13 protein-coding genes and 1 other annotated feature are annotated in these 18,498 nt (G+C 37.7%); of the genes, 9 read left to right on the forward strand and 4 right to left on the reverse strand.

Translation table 11 applies throughout. From position 1 onward, the window contains the following. Positions 1 to 22: 22 nt before the first annotated feature. Positions 23 to 655 (reverse strand): GNAT family N-acetyltransferase, encoded by a 633-nt coding sequence (locus GZA11_RS11730; RefSeq protein WP_163183935.1) that lies wholly within the window; start codon positions 653 to 655, stop codon positions 23 to 25. 221 nt (positions 656 to 876) lie between these two features. Here GZA11_RS11730 and acsA point away from each other — a divergent pair, with 221 nt between their 5' ends. Beyond that, a complete protein-coding gene (gene acsA / locus GZA11_RS11735; RefSeq protein ID WP_038536741.1) occupies positions 877 to 2,595 on the forward strand; it encodes an acetate--CoA ligase in 1,719 nt (572 codons plus the stop codon). 278 nt (positions 2,596 to 2,873) lie between these two features. Here the strand turns inward: acsA and tyrS are convergent, their stop codons facing one another. After that, positions 2,874 to 4,127, reverse strand: a complete 1,254-nt coding sequence (gene tyrS / locus GZA11_RS11740; protein WP_038536738.1) for a tyrosine--tRNA ligase — start codon at positions 4,125 to 4,127, stop codon at positions 2,874 to 2,876. A 41-nt stretch (positions 4,128 to 4,168) separates the two neighbouring features. After that, positions 4,169 to 4,387, reverse strand: a binding site (T-box leader). A gap of 132 nt (positions 4,388 to 4,519) precedes the next feature. Between tyrS and GZA11_RS11745 the strand changes: the two genes are divergently transcribed. After that, on the forward strand, positions 4,520 to 7,288 hold the full coding sequence (locus GZA11_RS11745; RefSeq protein WP_163183937.1) for a transglycosylase domain-containing protein: 2,769 nt from the start codon (positions 4,520 to 4,522) through the stop codon (positions 7,286 to 7,288). Between the two features lie 584 nt (positions 7,289 to 7,872). Here the strand turns inward: GZA11_RS11745 and rpsD are convergent. Beyond that, entirely contained in the window at positions 7,873 to 8,475 is a 603-nt protein-coding gene (gene rpsD, locus GZA11_RS11750; RefSeq protein WP_038536737.1) for a 30S ribosomal protein S4, read from the reverse strand. Between the two features lie 397 nt (positions 8,476 to 8,872). On the opposite strand from rpsD, the gene GZA11_RS11755 reads away from it, so the two are divergent. Together GZA11_RS11755 and megL are read left to right on the forward strand one after the other, a co-directional pair. Beyond that, complete coding sequence (locus GZA11_RS11755; RefSeq protein WP_038536735.1) at positions 8,873 to 10,288, forward strand: sensor domain-containing diguanylate cyclase; 1,416 nt, start codon at positions 8,873 to 8,875, stop codon at positions 10,286 to 10,288. Between the two features lie 121 nt (positions 10,289 to 10,409). Beyond that, entirely contained in the window at positions 10,410 to 11,594 is a 1,185-nt protein-coding gene (gene megL, locus GZA11_RS11760) for a methionine gamma-lyase (RefSeq protein ID WP_163183939.1), read from the forward strand. Positions 11,595 to 12,066: 472 nt separating this feature from the next. On the opposite strand, the gene GZA11_RS11765 is transcribed toward megL, so the two are convergent. After that, a complete protein-coding gene (locus GZA11_RS11765) occupies positions 12,067 to 12,546 on the reverse strand; it encodes a GAF domain-containing protein (RefSeq protein ID WP_038536731.1) in 480 nt (159 codons plus the stop codon). A 157-nt stretch (positions 12,547 to 12,703) separates the two neighbouring features. Here GZA11_RS11765 and refZ point away from each other — a divergent pair, with 157 nt between their 5' ends. The 5 genes from refZ to GZA11_RS11790 all read left to right on the forward strand — a co-directional run bounded on the left by refZ (position 12,704) and on the right by GZA11_RS11790 (position 18,215). Beyond that, positions 12,704 to 13,336, forward strand: a complete 633-nt coding sequence (gene refZ, locus GZA11_RS11770; RefSeq protein WP_038536729.1) for a forespore capture DNA-binding protein RefZ — start codon at positions 12,704 to 12,706, stop codon at positions 13,334 to 13,336. A gap of 281 nt (positions 13,337 to 13,617) precedes the next feature. Further along, positions 13,618 to 15,297, forward strand: a complete 1,680-nt coding sequence (gene ezrA / locus GZA11_RS11775; protein ID WP_163183941.1) for a septation ring formation regulator EzrA — start codon at positions 13,618 to 13,620, stop codon at positions 15,295 to 15,297. A gap of 261 nt (positions 15,298 to 15,558) precedes the next feature. Further along, positions 15,559 to 16,704 (forward strand): cysteine desulfurase family protein, encoded by a 1,146-nt coding sequence (locus GZA11_RS11780; RefSeq protein ID WP_163183943.1) that lies wholly within the window; start codon positions 15,559 to 15,561, stop codon positions 16,702 to 16,704. Then, positions 16,701 to 17,909: a tRNA uracil 4-sulfurtransferase ThiI gene (gene thiI / locus GZA11_RS11785; protein ID WP_038536722.1), complete on the forward strand. Its 1,209-nt coding sequence runs from the start codon at positions 16,701 to 16,703 to the stop codon at positions 17,907 to 17,909. Before GZA11_RS11780 ends, thiI begins: the two co-directional genes overlap by 4 nt. Before the next feature lie 99 nt (positions 17,910 to 18,008). Then, positions 18,009 to 18,215: an alpha/beta-type small acid-soluble spore protein gene (locus GZA11_RS11790; RefSeq protein WP_038536720.1), complete on the forward strand. Its 207-nt coding sequence runs from the start codon at positions 18,009 to 18,011 to the stop codon at positions 18,213 to 18,215. Positions 18,216 to 18,498 lie beyond the last annotated feature (283 nt).

Below are 18,498 nucleotides of genomic sequence, written 5' to 3' on the forward strand. Positions count from 1 at the left end.
ATCACCTCACGTTCAGGTCGTCTTAATACATGAAACGGTTCATAAACCGTAGTCGATCGAATTTTTGAATGGATTCGGTATCCACACGTTTTCCGATTTTAGCCATTAAGCAATTGGCTGGATGGGAACATATTTCTGGGTCATCAGTTGCAAACCATTCTAGCCCTCCGGCATTCATCATTTTTTCCATGACTTTTCGATATTCCCAAACATTTAAACCAGTTCCTTTTAGGTCCCAATGCCAATAATATTCCGTTGTGATTATAATGTAATCCTCCATAGCATCGTCCATCATGGATACAATGAGAAGGTTTTTACCGACCGAACAACCTCTAAATTGCGGAATGACTTCAATTGCACCTAATTCGATTAAATTATCCATTTTTCCTTCCGACCATCGTTCCAGTGGGTCGGGATATAAAAATGTGACATAGCCCACAATTGTATTTTGATGGCGAGCAATAATAATTCTGCCTTCTTTAAGATTAGCAATTTCAATTAATGCCTTATGCTGCAGATCTGGTGGGCGAAAGGCAACCAAGTCCTTATGAAATTCATAGCTCGCAATTTTATCAGAAGAAATAGGACCTTCTATGATTAATGTTCCATAGGGAGTTTTTAATTCCTTCGCATTATAAGTTTTTTTATGCTCCATTTGGTCACCGCCTGGAAAAAATCTATTACATTTCAATTCTATTATACATAAAGTTTATTTTTTTAAAGCGTTTTCACAAAATTTTCTTAAAATGACCATGCTTTATGTTTTAAACTGTAAATAGGAAAATAGTAATTTTTAGAAAAAAATATTTTTTAAAAATTGTGAATAGTGTAAGTTTGTACTATAATATTCTCAAATACAACAAAGGGGGAGATTTAATGAAAGTGGAAGCGTTACCAGTTGTTCAAGGTGATTATAATTTAAAAAATTATGAAGAAACCTATAAGAACTTTGACTGGAAAGAGGCTGAAAAAGCATTCACTTGGAGTGAAACCGGTCTTATGAATATGGCTTATGAAGCGATTGACAGACATGCAAGCACTTTCCGAAAAAACAAGGTAGCCCTATATTATCGTGACGCTTCGAGAAATGAAAAGTATACCTTCAAGGAAATGAAAGAACTTTCGAACAAAGCGGGAAATGTATTAAAGAATTATGGGGATGTAGAAAAGGGAGATCGTGTATTTATTTTCATGCCCCGTTCTCCTGAACTTTACTTTACAGTACTGGGCGCGATCAAACTTGGAGCTATTGTTGGTCCTTTGTTTGAGGCGTTTATGGAAGGGGCAGTCAGAGATCGTTTGCAAGACAGTGAAGCGAAAGTATTAGTGACGACACCAGAGTTATTAGAGCGTGTTCCAGTCCAAGACTTACCAGCATTAAAGCATATTTTTGTAGTCGGAAAAAATGTAGAAGAAAACGGCCAAATTATTGACTTTCTGGAGAAATTTGAAAAAGCAAGCAAAGAGCTTAAAATTGAGTGGGTAGAAAGAACGGATGGGCTGATTCTCCATTATACCTCTGGTTCTACTGGCAAGCCAAAAGGAGTACTGCATGTACATAATGCAATGATTCAGCATTATCAAACGGCAAAATGGGTACTGGACTTAAAAGAAGATGATGTTTATTGGTGTACGGCAGACCCTGGCTGGGTGACTGGAACATCGTATGGAATTTTCGGACCATGGCTGACAGGAACATCAAATGTGATTGTGGGTGGACGTTTCAGCCCGGAAACCTGGTATCAAACGATTGAGGATTTCGGAGTAACGGTTTGGTATAGTGCGCCGACAGCCTTCCGTATGTTAATGGGAGCAGGAGATGAGCTGGTTAAAAAATTTGACTTAAGCAGCCTTCGCCATATTTTAAGTGTAGGTGAACCATTAAATCCTGAAGTGGTGAAATGGGGAGCGAAAGTATTTAATAAGCGGATTCACGATAACTGGTGGATGACAGAAACGGGTGCTCAGCTGATTAGTAACTATCCTTGTATGGAAATTAAGCCTGGTTCGATGGGGAAACCAATTCCGGGTGTAGTTGCAGCAATCGTTGATAATCAAGGAAATGAACTCCCTCCGTATCGAATGGGAAATCTTGCTATTAAGAAAGGCTGGCCATCCATGATGCATACGATCTGGAACAATCCAGAGAAATATGAATCCTACTTCATGCCTGGCGACTGGTACGTTTCTGGAGATTCTGCCTACATGGATGAAGATGGGTATTTCTGGTTCCAAGGTCGTGTCGATGATGTCATCATGACATCAGGTGAACGTGTGGGACCGTTTGAAGTAGAAAGCAAGCTCGTTGAACATCCGGCTGTAGCAGAAGCAGGTGTTATTGGAAAGCCAGATCCGGTCCGCGGGGAAATTATCAAAGCGTTTGTTGCATTGCGTGCAGGTTATGAACCTTCAGAAGAGCTTAAAGAGGAGATCCGACAATTTGTGAAAAAAGGTCTGGCGGCTCATGCAGCTCCTCGCGAAATTGATTTCCGTGATAAGCTGCCAAAGACCCGAAGCGGTAAAATTATGAGACGCGTTTTAAAAGCATGGGAGCTGAACTTGCCAACCGGCGACCTTTCTACAATGGAAGATTAATAGAAATGAATAGAAACCAACCATCATTATACTTTCTTGGTAAACGGTCACTGTCAAGTAGACTAGAAGAATAAACTATAATCTAGGCGGTTTTAACTCTATTTCGATAGGGTTAAGGCCGTTTTGTATTTTTATTGCTTATAACAATAAATAAATTAATTCGTATGAAAAGGCATTTTATTTAGTAATTTTCCTATTTGATTATTCCTACGGAAAATACTATCTTTAAACCAATAAAAAAGGATCTTGGGATATTCAATTCCCAAAATCCTTATACATTAATACTTGATCAACGTATACTTCTTCTTGCCTCTTCTGATAATCGTAAACTGGCCTTCAATTCGGTCCTTTTCTTGTAAAACATAGGTAGAATCGGTTACTTTTTCACCATTTACTGAAATGGCTCCATTTGTAATATCTTCACGGGCCTGTCGTTTAGATGGAGATATTTTTGCAGCCACTAAAAGGTCGACTAGATTTTCTTCCCCTGCAGCTTCGTAGCTTGGCATTTCCTTAAAGCCTTGTCTAATCTCAGTAGCTGTAAGGTTTTTCACGTCGCCACTAAATAATGCTTGTGAAATTTTTATGGCTTGTTGCAATGCTTCTTCCCCATGGATCAGACGGGTCATCTCTTCGGCTAATGCTTTTTGTGCTTTGCGAAGATGCGGTTCTTCTTGTACACTTACTTCTAATTGTTCGATTTCTTCACGGGTTAAGAATGTGAAGTACTTCAAGTATTTTACTACATCCGCGTCCGCTGTATTTATCCAGAATTGGTAAAACTCATATGGAGTAGTTTTTTCCGGATCGAGCCATATTGCGCCGCCTTCCGTTTTACCAAACTTTGTTCCATCTGCTTTTGTAACAAGTGGAATTGTCAGACCAAATGCTTTTGTCTCTTCTGTATGCATTTTTCGGATTAATTCCAATCCAGAGGTAATATTTCCCCATTGATCACTGCCACCAATTTGCAATTTACAATCATAATGGTCATATAAATAGTTAAAATCCATTGCCTGTAAGATCGTGTAGGTAAATTCGGTAAAGGAAATACCCGTTTCAAGTCGGGAAGCAATGGTATCTTTGGCCAACATATAGTTAACCCCAATATGTTTTCCAATATCACGCAAGAAAGTAATAACATTCATGGAAGAGGTCCAATCATAGTTATTCACCATGATGGCGCCATTTTCCCCTTCAAAATCAAATATAGCAGCCAGCTGCTTTTTAATGCTTTCCGCATTTTTTTGAACCGCTTCAATTGTTTGCAATTTTCGTTCTTCACTTTTTCCACTTGGGTCTCCAATTAGTCCTGTAGCACCGCCGACTAATACAATCGGACGATGGCCATGTTGCTGAAATCTTTTTAACGTTAAAAATGGTACTAAATGGCCAATATGCAAGCTATCAGCACTTGGATCTGTTCCACAATAGAGAGAGATTTTTTCTTTTTCTAAGAGCGCTTTTAATCCTTCTTCATCTGTTTGTTGATAAATAATACCTCGCCATTTTAAATCCTCTAATAATTCCATCTTCAAGACCTCCATTCAAAAATAAAAACGCCCCTGCAGCATGCAGGGACGAATCATCGCGGTACCACCCAGCTTGAGGAATATAATCCTCCAACTCAAACAAAATAACGGTTATAACCGGTCTCTGCTACTAGTACTTTCACAGAGAAAGCTCTGGGATGTAATTCATTCTTCTATTTGTAGCAGCTTGCACCGACCGCTGCTTCTCTAAATAAACAGGGATAGAAGAACTACAAATCGGTTCCCTTCATAGCCTTTAATAATATCAACTTACAGCAGTTTTAACATACATTGGTCCCTATGTCAAATGGGAATTTTAGAAATGTAGAACCTTGTCATTTTTTGTTCCTACCATATGCTATAATGAAAATGAATTTAATAGAGGTGATGCTATGAATGAAAAATGGAGGAAGTGGGTGGAGCAAGCTAAAAATGCGATTGGCTTGTTAACGAATAAAAAAACGGTAAAAGGTGCCCGAATAACCTATCAAGTATTATGGAATTTGTTCCTTCTCCTTCTTACTGTCGTAATTTTAGGAGGAGCTTTTGTGGCTGGTGCCGGTGCAGGCTATTTTGCTTCTCTTGTTAAAGATGAACCAGTCCGTTCTTATGACAGTATGAAAAAGGATATTTATAATTATACGGAAACGTCGGAATTATATTTTTCTAATAATGTTTATTTAGGAAAACTTAAGTCGGATTTGGAACGAGAAGAGGTTAAAATTGACCAGGTTTCTGACTACTTAATTAATGCGGTGATCGCTACGGAAGATGAATACTTTTACAAGCATAATGGAGTCGTTCCAAAAGCTGTTTTCCGAGCCCTCTACCAAGAGGTTACGAACTCTCCTGTTCAATCCGGGGGAAGTACATTAACCCAGCAGTTAATCAAAAATCAAATATTAACGAACGAAGTTTCTTTTCAAAGAAAGGCAATTGAAATCTTACTTGCTCTAAGGCTAGAGAAATTTTTTGATAAAAAAGAAATATTGGAAGCTTATTTAAATGTGGCGACCTTTGGAAGGAATTCTTCTGGTAGGAATATTGCCGGAGTTCAAGCAGCAGCAAAAGGGATATTTGGGAAAGATGTAAGTGAATTGACTCTTCCTCAAGCGGCATTTATTGCCGGATTGCCACAAAGCCCATTTGGATATACACCTTTTACTAATAAAGGGGATCTAAAATCAAATCTAAAACCAGGTCTAACAAGAATGAAAACAGTTTTAAATAGAATGTATGCCGGTGGTTATATCAATCAAAAGGAGTATCAAGAGGCACTTCAGTATGATATTACAAAAGATTTCATTGCTCCACAGCCGAGCTCGACAGATAAGTACCCTTGGCTGACAGTTGAAATCGAGAAGCGAGCCATTGATGCTCTAATAACGGTATTGGCTGAAAAAGATGGCATTTCCAAACAGGATTTAAGGAAGAATGAAAACCTTTATTACAAATATAAAGCAATGGCACGAAATGATTTACGGCTAAATGGTTACCAAATTCATACGACCATTGACAAAGAAATATTTGATGCGATGCAACAGGTCAAAGATCAGTATAAACATTACGGCCCGGATAAACCCCAAGAGAAAATCGACCCGGAAACTGGGGAAAAGGTTAATGTAATGGAGCCTGTTGAGGTTGGTGCAACTTTAATTGAAAATAAAACGGGAAAAATTATTAGCTTTGTGGCAGGGAGAGACCATAATAGACAAGAACTAAATCATGCCACAAGTTCCATTCGTCCGAACGGTTCGACGATGAAGCCGCTCCTTGTGTATGCTCCAGCGATTGAACTTGGTATAGCATCACCAGGAACCGTACTGCCAGATGTTCAATTACGATTGGATCGAAGCAGGAGCACGCCATGGCCTTATAACTATGATCGACGGTACAGGGGTTTGGTTTCAGCAAGAGATGCCTTGGCAAAGTCCTATAATGTGCCAGCAGTAAAATTATATACGCAAATAATTGATCAGCAGCCAGCAAAATATTTAGATAAAATGGGCTTCACGTCCTTGAAAAAGCCGGATTATACCAATCTTTCTACCGCGCTTGGAGCAATGGAGGCGGGGGTAACAGTAGAAGAAAACACAAATGCTTTTAGTACCTTTGCTAATGGTGGAAAATTTATTGATGCCTATCTAATTGAGAAAATTGTTGATAAAAATGGAAAAACAATTTATCAGCACCAAGTTAAGCCGGTGGATGTGTTTAAACCACAGACTGCTTATTTAACTATTGATATGATGCGTGATGTCATTCAAAATGGGACAGCCTCCGGAATAAAAAGCAAATTGGCCTTCAAGGCAGATTGGGCAGGAAAAACAGGAACAGGAAATGATTTTCATGATTCCTGGTTTGTGGCAACAAATCCTAACGTTACATTTGGGATTTGGACTGGATATGATACGCCAAAATCGTTGAAAAGCTCAGGAATGGCCTATAATCAGAGGACAAATAATCTTTGGGCGGCATTAATTAATGCGGCATATAAAATAAGACCTGACTTAATTGCACCAAAAGAGTCATTTGAAATGCCTGAAGGTATTGTAAAACGGAATTATTGTGCGGTTTCAGGCTTACTGCCATCCAAGGCTTGTTCAAAAGCTGGATTAGTTGAAAGTGATTATTATCATGTGAACGCTGTTCCAACAAAAGTTGATGACAGCCTTATTGAAGCAAAATTCGTTACGATTGGGGACAAAAAGTATTTAGCAATGGACTCTACTCCGGATGAATTTGTCCAAACGGGTGTTATCTTAAATCCTGATTTTATTGAACGGATGGTTGGTAAGGATTTTAATCAAATGAACCAGTTAATTCCAAATACAGATAAGTGGGAAAAAGTTCTTCCTTTTAGTGCCAACAAGATGTCCGATAACGGAAAGAAACCGGATAGTGTGATTGTAAGTGTTGAAAATAATACACTGAAATGGACTTCGGTACCGGATAAGGATGTTGTTGGATATCGTGTATATCAAGTAAGCGGATCAGTGAATAAAATTGCTAGTATTAAGAGTGGCGAGAGCTTATCTTATAAAGCAGGAAATGGTATTTATTATGTGACCGCTGTCGATATTGCTGGAAATGAATCTGCTCCATCTAATTTTGTTGAAATTCGGGCTGAAATGATACCTGAACCAAAATCCGATTTATAGTTAAAAGTAAGGGGCTGTCTAAAAAGTCCATTTAAGAGAAAAATGAACCCAAATTAAAAACCCAAGAATGTTGATTTAACAGCATTCTTGGGTTTTGCTTTTATAAAGATTTCGGCTGAAATACCACTTTCCGGACAGCCCCTTTTGCAGATATAAATTTTTATAAGGGATCTACAAAGTTAGTTAGTTTTTCAAAGTCATTACTAGATATCTAAACACATTTCAAGTTTTTTAAACAATAAAAAACCTTGGCAATATAAAGTATCCAAGGTATTTGCAACGAATATTGACGAAACAATAATAAGAATAGTGATAAGATATGATGGTACGATATGGACAGCATCTGCAGTAAAATAACTTTTAAATATAATTTTGTTCTTATTTAAATACAATATAAACAAATTGTTTTTAGGTGTATCTAAAGTTGTTTTATTTCAGTATATAATTTTTTCTAATTATTTATTTTTGAATATACCTTTTTATATTTTGTCCTAGTATAATTTCATAATAAAAGAAAAAGCCCCAAATCCTTGTTTATCAAGGATTTAGGGCAATTACAGGTTGGACTATACAATCCAATTTTATTAACGAGAGTAGAACTCAACGATTAGTGTTTCGTTGATTTCAGCAGGCAATTCAGAACGCTCTGGTAAGCGAGTGAAAGTACCTTCTAATTTATCTGCGTCAAATGTTAAGTAATCAGGAACGAAGTTATTAGCTTCAATTGCTTCCTTGATTACTGCAAGGTTGCGTGATTTTTCACGAACACTAATTGTTTGGCCAGGAGTAACACGGTATGATGGAATGTCAACGCGTGCACCATCAACTAAAATATGACCATGGTTTACTAACTGACGTGCAGCACGGCGAGTGCGTGCAAGACCTAGACGATAAACTAGGTTATCAAGGCGAGATTCAAGAAGGATCATGAAGTTTTCGCCATGAACACCGCTTAATTTGCCTGCCTTTTCGAATAGATTGCGGAATTGACGCTCATTTACTCCGTACATATGACGAAGTTTTTGCTTTTCTTGCAATTGCAATCCGTATTCAGAAAGCTTTTTGCGTTGGTTTGGACCATGTTGTCCAGGAGCGTAAGGACGCTTTTCTAATTCTTTACCTGTGCCGCTTAGAGAAATTCCAAGACGACGGGATAATTTCCAGCTTGGGCCGGTATAACGAGCCATGATGACTCCTCCTTCGTGTTTTTATTTTGGTAAAATAAAAACCGCTCTGAAACATCGATAATAGCCATTTTGTTTTCATGCACCTTCGCCCTAGCAGCTGAGGGTTACGCGATGCACCATCATAAGAAACATATTCAATTTTTCTCATGAGGAACAAAATGTACGTATTAAAGTTGTTTCAATAGGCTGCAATATTTTACACAAAGAATATTATATGATTTTTATTCATGAATCGTCAAGTTTTTTTTGAAATAGATTTCTATGGTATTTCAAATCACTATTAGAAAAAAATTTGTATAAATATATATTCCAAAAGTACTATTAATTAACTATAATTAGGTTATGATGTATATATTTGGAACTTGTTGTTTGCTATAAATACTTAGGTGGAGATGGTATGGATACGCTTGATAAGGATTTACAAGTTGAGATATATAAAAAATTATATTTTGTAACGGAAAAACTTCATTCATTTTTGGATATGGAAGCCCTTTTGAGTGAATTATTCGTTCTTCTTCGAGAGGAATTTCCTAACTTTTCGTATAACTTGTTTTTATCGCAGGTGACTTATTGTCACAATGATCTCCCAATAACAGAAATTGATTATGACAGTGAAAATATTGCTGCAGTAAAGGTGTATGGAACGGGCATAATGGAATTGGAGCATTTGGATGATCATACGGTTTTATACGTTCCACTAAAAGGAAAACAAGCGGTATATGGGGTGCTGCAAATGATTGCACCCAATACAGACAATTTTCAAAGGTATGAAATCGAATACATATCATTATTTGCAGGTAGTGCGGGAAATGCCATTGAAAATGCCCTTCTTTTTCGCCACTCACAGCAAATTATTTTAAACTTAAAACTTCTGAATGAAACATCCAAAATGTTAAATTCTAATTTGCAATTGGCAGAGGCTTTGCCTTATCTTTCAAACCAACTGAAAACGGCTTTTGATGGACAAGAAGTTGGTTTTTTCCTGCTCTCTGAGGATCAAAGGACTGTGAAAATACTCCCGGGTACAACTTCGTTCTTTTTTACTAAACAGGCGCAAATCTATATTGATTATATAAAGAAGGAGATTCTACGGGAAAATGAGTCACTATTTATAGGTGATTTAAATCTTCATACAATAAGAAGTAAAAGTTTTCAATCGATTATGGCTGTCCCGGTCCTTTATAGGGGAGCTGTTCGCGGCTTTGCCGTAGTAATGCATCAAAAACCGTTTTTCTTTCCTTTTGATTCGTTTAAGCTATTTCAAACACTTGTGCAGCATTCCTCGTTAGCCATCATTAATTCGATGCTTCGGGAGGAATTAAAAAGAACAGTAATCACGGACCACCTAACAAAACTTAACTCTAGGAAATTTCTCGATGAAAAAATAGAAAAGTCAATGATGGAAGACGAACAAGGTGCTTTTATTATTATTGATATTGATGATTTTAAAGGAATCAATGATAAATATGGCCATCAAATTGGAGACGAGATCCTTATTCAAGTAGCAAGACTAATTAAATCTTGCATTCGTAATCAAGATGTGGGAGCAAGATGGGGAGGGGAAGAGCTTGCCATTTATCTTCCAAAGGTGTCACTTGAAGCAGCAGCAGCCGTTGCTCAAAGGCTGGTTGAAAAGGTAGCACAAGCATCCAATCCACATGTTACCATCTCTTGTGGCGTTTCTCATTGGCATAAGGACTATAAGGATTCTTATCAATCACTATTTAAGCGAGCGGACGAAGCTCTTTACCTTGCGAAAGGTAGCGGAAAAAATAAAGTGGTTGCCCAATCAGGCAACATAAAGGCTGGCTAAAGATGAAATCAAATTAGTTTTATAGGCACTCAGATTTGGAGTGCCTGATACAAGAATAGAAAAAATTTTATATACTATAGAGAAATGAAAACGTTATCAAAAAAAGGGGGAGTGAGTTTCATTGAAAAAGAAAAGTGTACGGTTTGAAACTGAGGTTATCCATGCAGGATATGATTCATCCCTTCATCAAGGAAGTCTAGTTCCTCCATTGTATCAAACCTCAACCTTTACATTTACCACTGCTGAACTGGGGGAAAAAAGATTTGCGGGGCTGGAGGATGGGTATATTTATTCAAGGCTTGGAAACCCGACTGTTAAAATATTGGAAGAAAGGGTTGCAGCTCTTGAAAAAGGAGAAGTCGCACTTGCTTTTTCATCAGGTATGGCTGCAGTTAGTGCTGTATTATTTACTTTGACAAAAACAGGGGACCATATTCTATGTTCACAAGGGGTTTATGGCTGTACCTTTGGTTTCTTGCAGCTTTTAAAAGAAAAATATGAAATCAGTCATGATTTTAGCCGGATGGACTCAGTTGAGACATTAGAAAAAGAGATACTCCCTAATACGGCTTGTATTTATATTGAAACCCCGATTAATCCAACGATGAAACTCGTTGATTTGCAAATGGTCGCCAAGGTAGCAAAAGAAAAAGGGATCCCTGTTGTCGTTGATAATACGTTTTGTTCACCCTACCTGCAAAATCCTATTTCCTTAGGCTGTGACATCGTTATTCATAGCGCGACAAAATATATTGGCGGGCATGGTGACGTGATCGCTGGACTTGTGGTTGGGAATAAAGAATTTATCAACAGGGTGGCACGTACCACTCAAAAGGATATCGGTGGAATTATTTCTCCGTTTGATGCTTGGCTACTTTTAAGGGGGCTAAAGACACTCCCCGTCCGAATGGACCGTCACTCAGAAAATGCCAACCAACTATTTCAGTTCTTAAAAAAACATCCAAAAGTTGATTCCATATACTATCCTGGGGATCCTGACCACGAGGATTATCAGATAATGAAAAAACAAATGAAACAACCGGGCGGTCTACTTTCTTTTTCAATAAAAGGGACAAAAAAAACAGCACAACGATTGATGAATCAGTTAAAGCTGATTAAAGTTGCAGTAAGTTTGGGTGATACAGAAACATTAATCCAGCATCCTGCCACGATGACCCATGCAGTCGTTCCAGAGGAAGAACGGAGGAATATGGGATTTGACGATACGTTGCTTCGGCTTTCAGTTGGGCTCGAAGCAAGGGAGGATTTAAAGGATGATCTGGAACAAGCGCTTGAAAAAATATAAACCTCGACTGTAGCGAGGTTTTTATTAGATATGAAAGTGTATTATGAGTTTGAAAATGGTCTTCGATCTCCACTAAACGATAAGTCAACATCGAATTACCTTTAGTTCTTCGTATTTCCTTATCTTAGTCGGAAAGCACCACAAGGAAGGTTACGGCATCATGAGCATCGCACGACAAAAAGCGATAACTATTGGGAGGAGGTCTGCGCCACAAGCAGGGCGCTTACGATTTTCCTATAAGAGTAAAAAGCCATTTATTTGACTTCGAGAAATGTCTAGCTCCAGCCCCCTAGCGGCTAGTACCCTTCAGTCTTCGAAATTAACATCGAATCGCCACTTGCTCTTCGTGTTTCCTTTATCTCAGTTGGAGAGCACCACAAGGAAGACTACGGCAGTGTCCGCATCGCACGACCGAAAGCGATAGCTTTTAGGAGGAGGCTATACGCCACTGAACAGGGGGCTTTTGCTTTTCTTATAGATGTTCCACTAAAATAGAAACAAATTCTTCCAAATGTTTTTGGTCTAGTTGATCAAAACGGTCCTTTTCGGGTGAATCAATGTCTAATACACCAATCAATTGACCGTTTTTAATCATCGGAATGACAATTTCTGATTGCGTTGCGGCATCGCAGGCAATATGGCCAGGGAATTGATGAACATCCGGAACACGAATGGTTTCTTTTTTTAGAGCGGCATTTCCGCATACGCCTTTACCAACGGGGATCCGCACGCAGGCTGGAAGCCCTTGGAATGGTCCTAGTACTAAATCTTCTTCCTCCATAAGATAAAAGCCAACCCAGTTAATCCGTTCTAAAAATTGGTTTAACAAGGCAGAAGCATTACTTAAGTTAGCAATCTGATTTTTTTCATCTTCGATTAGGGCGATAAGCTGCTTTTTTACAAGAGAGTACCCATCTTCACGACTACCAGTATATTTTTCGACTTTAAACATGATATTTCACCTTTTTCTCATAATCATTATTGTTTATTTTATCAGAATAGGCAGGAAAAGAGCAGACTTTGTCGATATTTTTATAAAGGATTCCAATAATTGAATCAAGAATCTTTTAATTACGGGGATCATGGGTGTTTTAAAAGGGGGAAAACCGATGAAGAAAAACTCTAAAGAAGCCATATTAAAAGCGGCAATTTTGTTATTTAATTCTAAAGGTTATACAGGAACGTCCATAAGAGATATTGCAAGTGCAGCAAAAGTTAACTCAGCGACCATTGCTTACCATTTTGAGAACAAAGCAGGTTTATTGGAATATTGTTTTACTTATTTTTTTGAACAATATATAAAGAAAATGGAAGAAGCCTATTCTTCTATTGAAAAGGGAGCTATGGTTTGTTTAAAACGAATGACGGCTGATTTGCTGCATTTTCATTGTGAGAATTGTCAGCTTGCCAGCTTTATCTATAGGGAAATGTCGCTGGATTCACAAATGGTAAGGGAAATCATGTCTACTTATTTATTAAAAGAAAAATATTATCTTCAGAAGGTTTTTGAAAGAGGATTTGAATGGAATGAGTTCCGCCCGCATTCAATACCCTATTTAATTACGCAGCTCAAAGGACTATTAATGATGCCGTTTATGAACACTCATTATATGAGAGAAGTATTATATGTGTTTCCAAATGAGCAGTTTTTCGAACAAAAATATATAAAGGATCTCCATATGTGGATTGATAAAATGCTTTGTACAGATATAACCAGGAAGAGAGAAGCGGTTCTTAAATAGGAATGATTAATATCCCCGTCGTTACAGCAACCCCTTAATAAAAAGGAAAAAATAATTAAGCACTTGCTGTCAGGAATCCTTAAATCCTGGGAGTGAAGTGCTTTTTTGCTGGAAAGATTGTGATGAAAATGATATTTTTAACTTTCAAAGACAAAAAAATTGAAATTAATAGTCAAAAAATGTCGTTAACATGGTATCATTAAGGCATTGAAAAAGATTCTAATAGATTTGTTAAAATATAGTGATTCAAATTTTGCTGTTCGGCATAAGGGGGCTTTCACGTGATCTATATCATTGGATTATTCATCCTTTTATTTGCTTTATTTGTAATAGGATATTTTATAAAGAAAAAATACTTTAAGGAAATGGACCGGCTTGAAGCATGGAAAATTGATTTATTTAGCCGACCGATTCCGGATGAGATGTCCAAGGTAAAGCAGCTGAATATGACCGGACAAACTGAAGAGCTATTTGAGAAATGGCGGAATCAATGGGATGACGTGGTAACAGTTAAGCTACCGGACTTGGAAGAAATGCTTTTTGATGCTGAAGAGTACATAGATAAATATAAATTTAAAAAGGCAAAAGAAGCCCAGAGAAAGATTGCGAATAAATTACAGGAAACTGAAACTCAAATTAATAAAATCCTGGAAGAACTCCATGAGCTTATTGGCAGCGAGGAGAAAAACAGGCTTGAAATCGATGGGTTAAAAGAATTATATCGGGAAGCGAAGAAAACATTACTTACTCATCGCCATAGCTTTGGCCAATCCGAAAAAGCATTGGAAGTTGAATTGGACACGGTCAGCCAGAAATTTCATGAATATGAGGAAAAAACAGAGCAAGGAAATTACCTTGAAGCCCGTGAAGTAGTCCTTTTCATTCAAAGTAAACTTACAACCATTAAGAAACATATGGATTTGATACCCCAGTTTTTAATTGAGTGTCAGTCACTAATTCCAAATCAATTGACAGAAGTGCTTGAAGGATATAAGGAAATGTTGGAACAAGGGTATTATTTAGAGCACATTCATGTCGAAACTGAAATTAAACACTTAGAAGAGAAACTTACAGAAATTCTTCTTCTTATTGAAAAGTCTGATATTGATCAAGCAGAAGAAGGAATAATGGAGGTTAAACAAAGAATTGATATCTTATTTGACCTGTTAGAAAAAGAGGTTCATGCTAAGCACTTTGTGATGAAAAATGAAAAAATGGCAGAAGACCTGCTTTTTTCAGCCGAAAGGGAAAATAAGAAACTCTTCATGGAAGTACGGGATATTCAGGAAAGCTATCAGATAACAGATGATGATCTTGAAACATTAAAAAGCTTAGAAAAAGAACTAGTGACTATTTATAAACGGTATGAAATATTAATGGAAAAAGTAAAGCAAAACAATATCGCTCAATCCATTATAGGCGAAGAATTAAACGAGATTAAGGCACAACTCGATTTAATTCGTGAAGGACAACAGTCATTTGCCATGAAACTACAAGCGCTTAGGAAAGACGAGCTAGAGGCAAGAGATAAAATAGCTGAACTAACCAAAAAAATGAGCGAGGCTATTCGCCTTGTGAAAAAGAGCAATGTACCGGGATTGCCTGAAGATTACAAGTATTTATTAGAAGACACAAAAGAGAGCATTCAAAATGTGAAATATCAGCTGGAAGAAAAGCCTCTAAATGTTTCTGCTCTTAATCAATACTTGGAAATTGCTGTTCTAACGGTAGATAAACTCGTTCAGACAACAAATGAATTGATTGAAAATGTGGTACTGGCAGAAAGAGCAATTCAATATGGAAATCGTTATCGCAGTCAATACCCTACTGTTGCAAAAGGTTTGGCAGAGGCAGAAAATGCATTCAGACGCTATGAATACCAAGAGGCAATTGAACAGGCTGCTGCTGCTTTGGAGAGCATCGACCCAGAAGTATTAAAGAAAATAAAAACAACTGTGTAGAGGTATAATGAAAAAACCGGTGTTTCATCGGTTTTTTCTTTTCCTTTTTAAAAAATATATAATTTATGGTAAGATGTATTGCGGCACACATGATCCTTTTTTAAGTTTTATTTCGAGAATTTTCCAGCTCTATTCTTTTAGCGGCAAAACACCTTTTAAGGCTTCGGTAGAGGAATCGTACAATTAAAAGCGAAAGAGCTTGATAGGAGCTATACGCCGCGACTAGGGAGCTTGCTTTTTCTTATAAGAAAGGTGACGACGATGATTTACTTTGATAATAGTGCAACGACAAAACCATATAAAGAAGTTTTGGATTCCTTTATTACTGTTTCAAGTAAGTTTTTTGGGAACCCGTCCTCACTCCATAGCTTTGGCGGACAAGCAGAGAAGCTTTTGACCCAGGCAAGGGAGCAGACGGCAAAGCTTTTAGGTGTAAAAATGAGTGAAATATATTTTACTTCCGGTGGTACAGAGAGTAATAATTTAGCAATTAAAGGTGCTGCTTTAAGAAATCGAAATAAGGGTAAACATCTTATTACATCAAGTATTGAACATCCTTCTGTAGCTAAGGCGATGGAACAGCTCGAACAAGAAGGATTTGAAATTACCTATATCCCTGTCGATGACACTGGAAGAGTTTCAGTAGATGAAATTGAACGGGCGATCCGAAAAGATACTATATTGATTTCCATCATGCATGTAAACAATGAAATAGGGACGATTCAACCAATCGAGGAAATTGGTCAAATGCTGAAAGCTTATCCGGATATCCTTTTTCATGTGGACGCGGTACAAGGAATTGGAAAAGTTCCTTTATCATTCAAAAATAACCGGATTGACTTATGCTCTATTTCTTCACATAAATTTCATGGCTTAAAGGGAACGGGAGCTCTCTATATTCGTGAAGGGGTAAAAATTGATCCGCTATTTTCCGGTGGAAATCAAGAGCGAACACTAAGGAGCGGGACAGAAAATGTAGCAGGTGCTGTTGCCATGGCAAAAGCTCTAAGATTATCAATGGCAAATGGTGAAGAAGGCATAGAACGAATAAGGAAAATCCAGACTTTATTAAGAGATGGTTTAAAGAAAATCGAGGCCTTGAAGATTCATACTCCTATTCAGTATTCGGCTCCCCATATCCTCAATTTTTCGTTAAAAGGGATTAAGTCAGAAGTATTTATCCATGCGTTGGAACAAGAAGATATCTTTGTTTCCACTACAAGTGCTTGTTCCTCCAAAAAGAAATCACCAAGTAAAACCCTTCTTGCTTTAGGTGTTGCAGAGGAATTGGCAGAAAGTGCAATAAGAATTAGCTTGTCTTTTGAAAATACAGAAGAAGAAGCAAGGACAGTTATTCAAGTGATTGAAAAAACAGTAAATCAATTAGGAAAGGTAATGAAAAGATGAATTACGACCGGATATTAATACGCTATGGAGAAATATCATTAAAGGGTAGAAATCGTAATAAGTTCATAGATAAGCTCAGAAAAAATGTCCGTTTGGCACTTAGCTCTTTTCCAAACATTAAAATTGAAGCAAGCCGTGACCGGATGTATGTCCTATTAAATGGAGAGAATGGGTTAGAAATAATCGAAAAACTGAAGCATATATTCGGAATTCAGTCCTTTAGCCCGGCTATAAAAGTCGAAAGGGAATTAGAGGAGATAAAAAATGCTTCCCTTGAATTGGTGCGATCTCTGTTTAAACAAGGGCAAACCTTTAAAGTTACAGCTAAACGATCTGATAAAACATTTGAACTAAATACAGATGAATTGAATCATGCCATTGGCGGCCATTTATTAAAGAATATTGCAGGTTTAAGAGTAGATGTAAAAAATCCTGATATTAATTTGCAAGTTGAAGTAAGAAAAGAAGCGGTATATTTATCCTGTGAAATCATTCCGGGAGCAGGTGGCCTTCCACTTGGATCAAGTGGGAAAGCAATGCTAATGCTTTCCGGTGGTATTGACAGCCCTGTTGCCGGGTATCTGGCCATGAGAAGGGGACTGGAAATTGAGGCTGTTCATTTCTTTAGTCCTCCTTTTACAAGCGAAAGAGCTAAAGAGAAAGTTATTGATTTATCCAAAAAACTGGCGGAAATTAGTGGTGGTGTGATAAAACTACATATCGTACCATTCACAGATGTTCAACAAGCCATTCGTGAACAAGTGCCAGAAAATTATTCAATGACATCGACAAGAAGAATGATGTTGCGCATTACAGATGAAATTCGGAAAAAACAAGACGGCCTTGCTATTGTTACCGGGGAAAGCCTTGGACAGGTTGCTAGCCAAACCTTGGAAAGTATGTATGCGATTAATGAAGTAACAAATACTCCAATACTGCGTCCCTTGATTTCAATGGACAAAACAGATATTATAAAAATTGCTGATAAAATTAATACATTAGACATTTCAAATCGTCCATATGAAGATTGTTGTACCATTTTTGTCCCTTCATCTCCAAAAACGAAACCGAGAAGAGAAAAGGTAAATCAGTTTGAGAGTTATTTTGATTTTGAACCGTTAATTCAAGAAGCGGTGCAGGAAGTTGAAACCCTTACAATCAGACCTGACCGTGATATCCGACAAGAAATAAATGACTTATTTTAAATTTATATTTTCGGAAAAATTGTGAAAAATTACCAATTTTATATAAGAATGAAGCAGGAGGCTTCTACACATTCTATACTCACAAGGAGGTGAGTATAGATGGCGAACAACAACAGCTCTAACCAATTACTAGTTAGTGGTGCTCAACAAGCTCTTGACCAAATGAAATATGAAATTGCTCAAGAGTTTGGTGTAAACCTTGGCGCTGACACAACTTCACGTGCTAACGGTTCTGTTGGTGGTGAAATTACTAAGCGTCTAGTTGCTATGGCTGAACAACAATTAGGCGGCGGATTTGCTCGTTAAGCAAAAAGTGAATAATAATGGCTACAGAGAGTAGGAATTGTAATTCCTGCTCTCTTTTATGTGCGCCCGGCATGGGTGTAATCTATAGGGTGAAAGTCCCGAGCTGCGAAGGCAGAAGTAGCAGTTAGCTTAACGCAAGGGTGTCCGTGGTGACGCGGAATCTGAAGGAAGCGAGCGGCAAACTTCCGGTCTGAGGAACACGAACTTCATATGAGGCTAGGTATCACTGGGTGAGTTTGCATGACAAAACAAAGCCCTTTCTGCCGAAGGTGATACAGAGTAA

It is taken from the genome of Neobacillus sedimentimangrovi, assembly GCF_010614825.1.
Classification (GTDB): domain Bacteria; phylum Bacillota; class Bacilli; order Bacillales; family Cytobacillaceae; genus Neobacillus; species Neobacillus thermocopriae.

Coding starts and splice junctions, on each gene's coding strand:
- GZA11_RS11745 (WP_163183937.1), top strand. CDS start 4,520: ATGAATGAAAAATGGAGGAAGTGGGTGGAGCAAGCTAAAAATGCGATT.
- GZA11_RS11790 (WP_038536720.1), top strand. CDS start 18,009: ATGGCGAACAACAACAGCTCTAACCAATTACTAGTTAGTGGTGCTCAA.
- refZ (WP_038536729.1), top strand. CDS start 12,704: ATGAAGAAAAACTCTAAAGAAGCCATATTAAAAGCGGCAATTTTGTTA.
- tyrS (WP_038536738.1), bottom strand. CDS start 4,127: ATGGAATTATTAGAGGATTTAAAATGGCGAGGTATTATTTATCAACAA.
- GZA11_RS11755 (WP_038536735.1), top strand. CDS start 8,873: ATGGATACGCTTGATAAGGATTTACAAGTTGAGATATATAAAAAATTA.
- thiI (WP_038536722.1), top strand. CDS start 16,701: ATGAATTACGACCGGATATTAATACGCTATGGAGAAATATCATTAAAG.
- GZA11_RS11780 (WP_163183943.1), top strand. CDS start 15,559: ATGATTTACTTTGATAATAGTGCAACGACAAAACCATATAAAGAAGTT.
- GZA11_RS11765 (WP_038536731.1), bottom strand. CDS start 12,546: ATGTTTAAAGTCGAAAAATATACTGGTAGTCGTGAAGATGGGTACTCT.
- acsA (WP_038536741.1), top strand. CDS start 877: ATGAAAGTGGAAGCGTTACCAGTTGTTCAAGGTGATTATAATTTAAAA.
- GZA11_RS11730 (WP_163183935.1), bottom strand. CDS start 655: ATGGAGCATAAAAAAACTTATAATGCGAAGGAATTAAAAACTCCCTAT.
- rpsD (WP_038536737.1), bottom strand. CDS start 8,475: ATGGCTCGTTATACCGGCCCAAGCTGGAAATTATCCCGTCGTCTTGGA.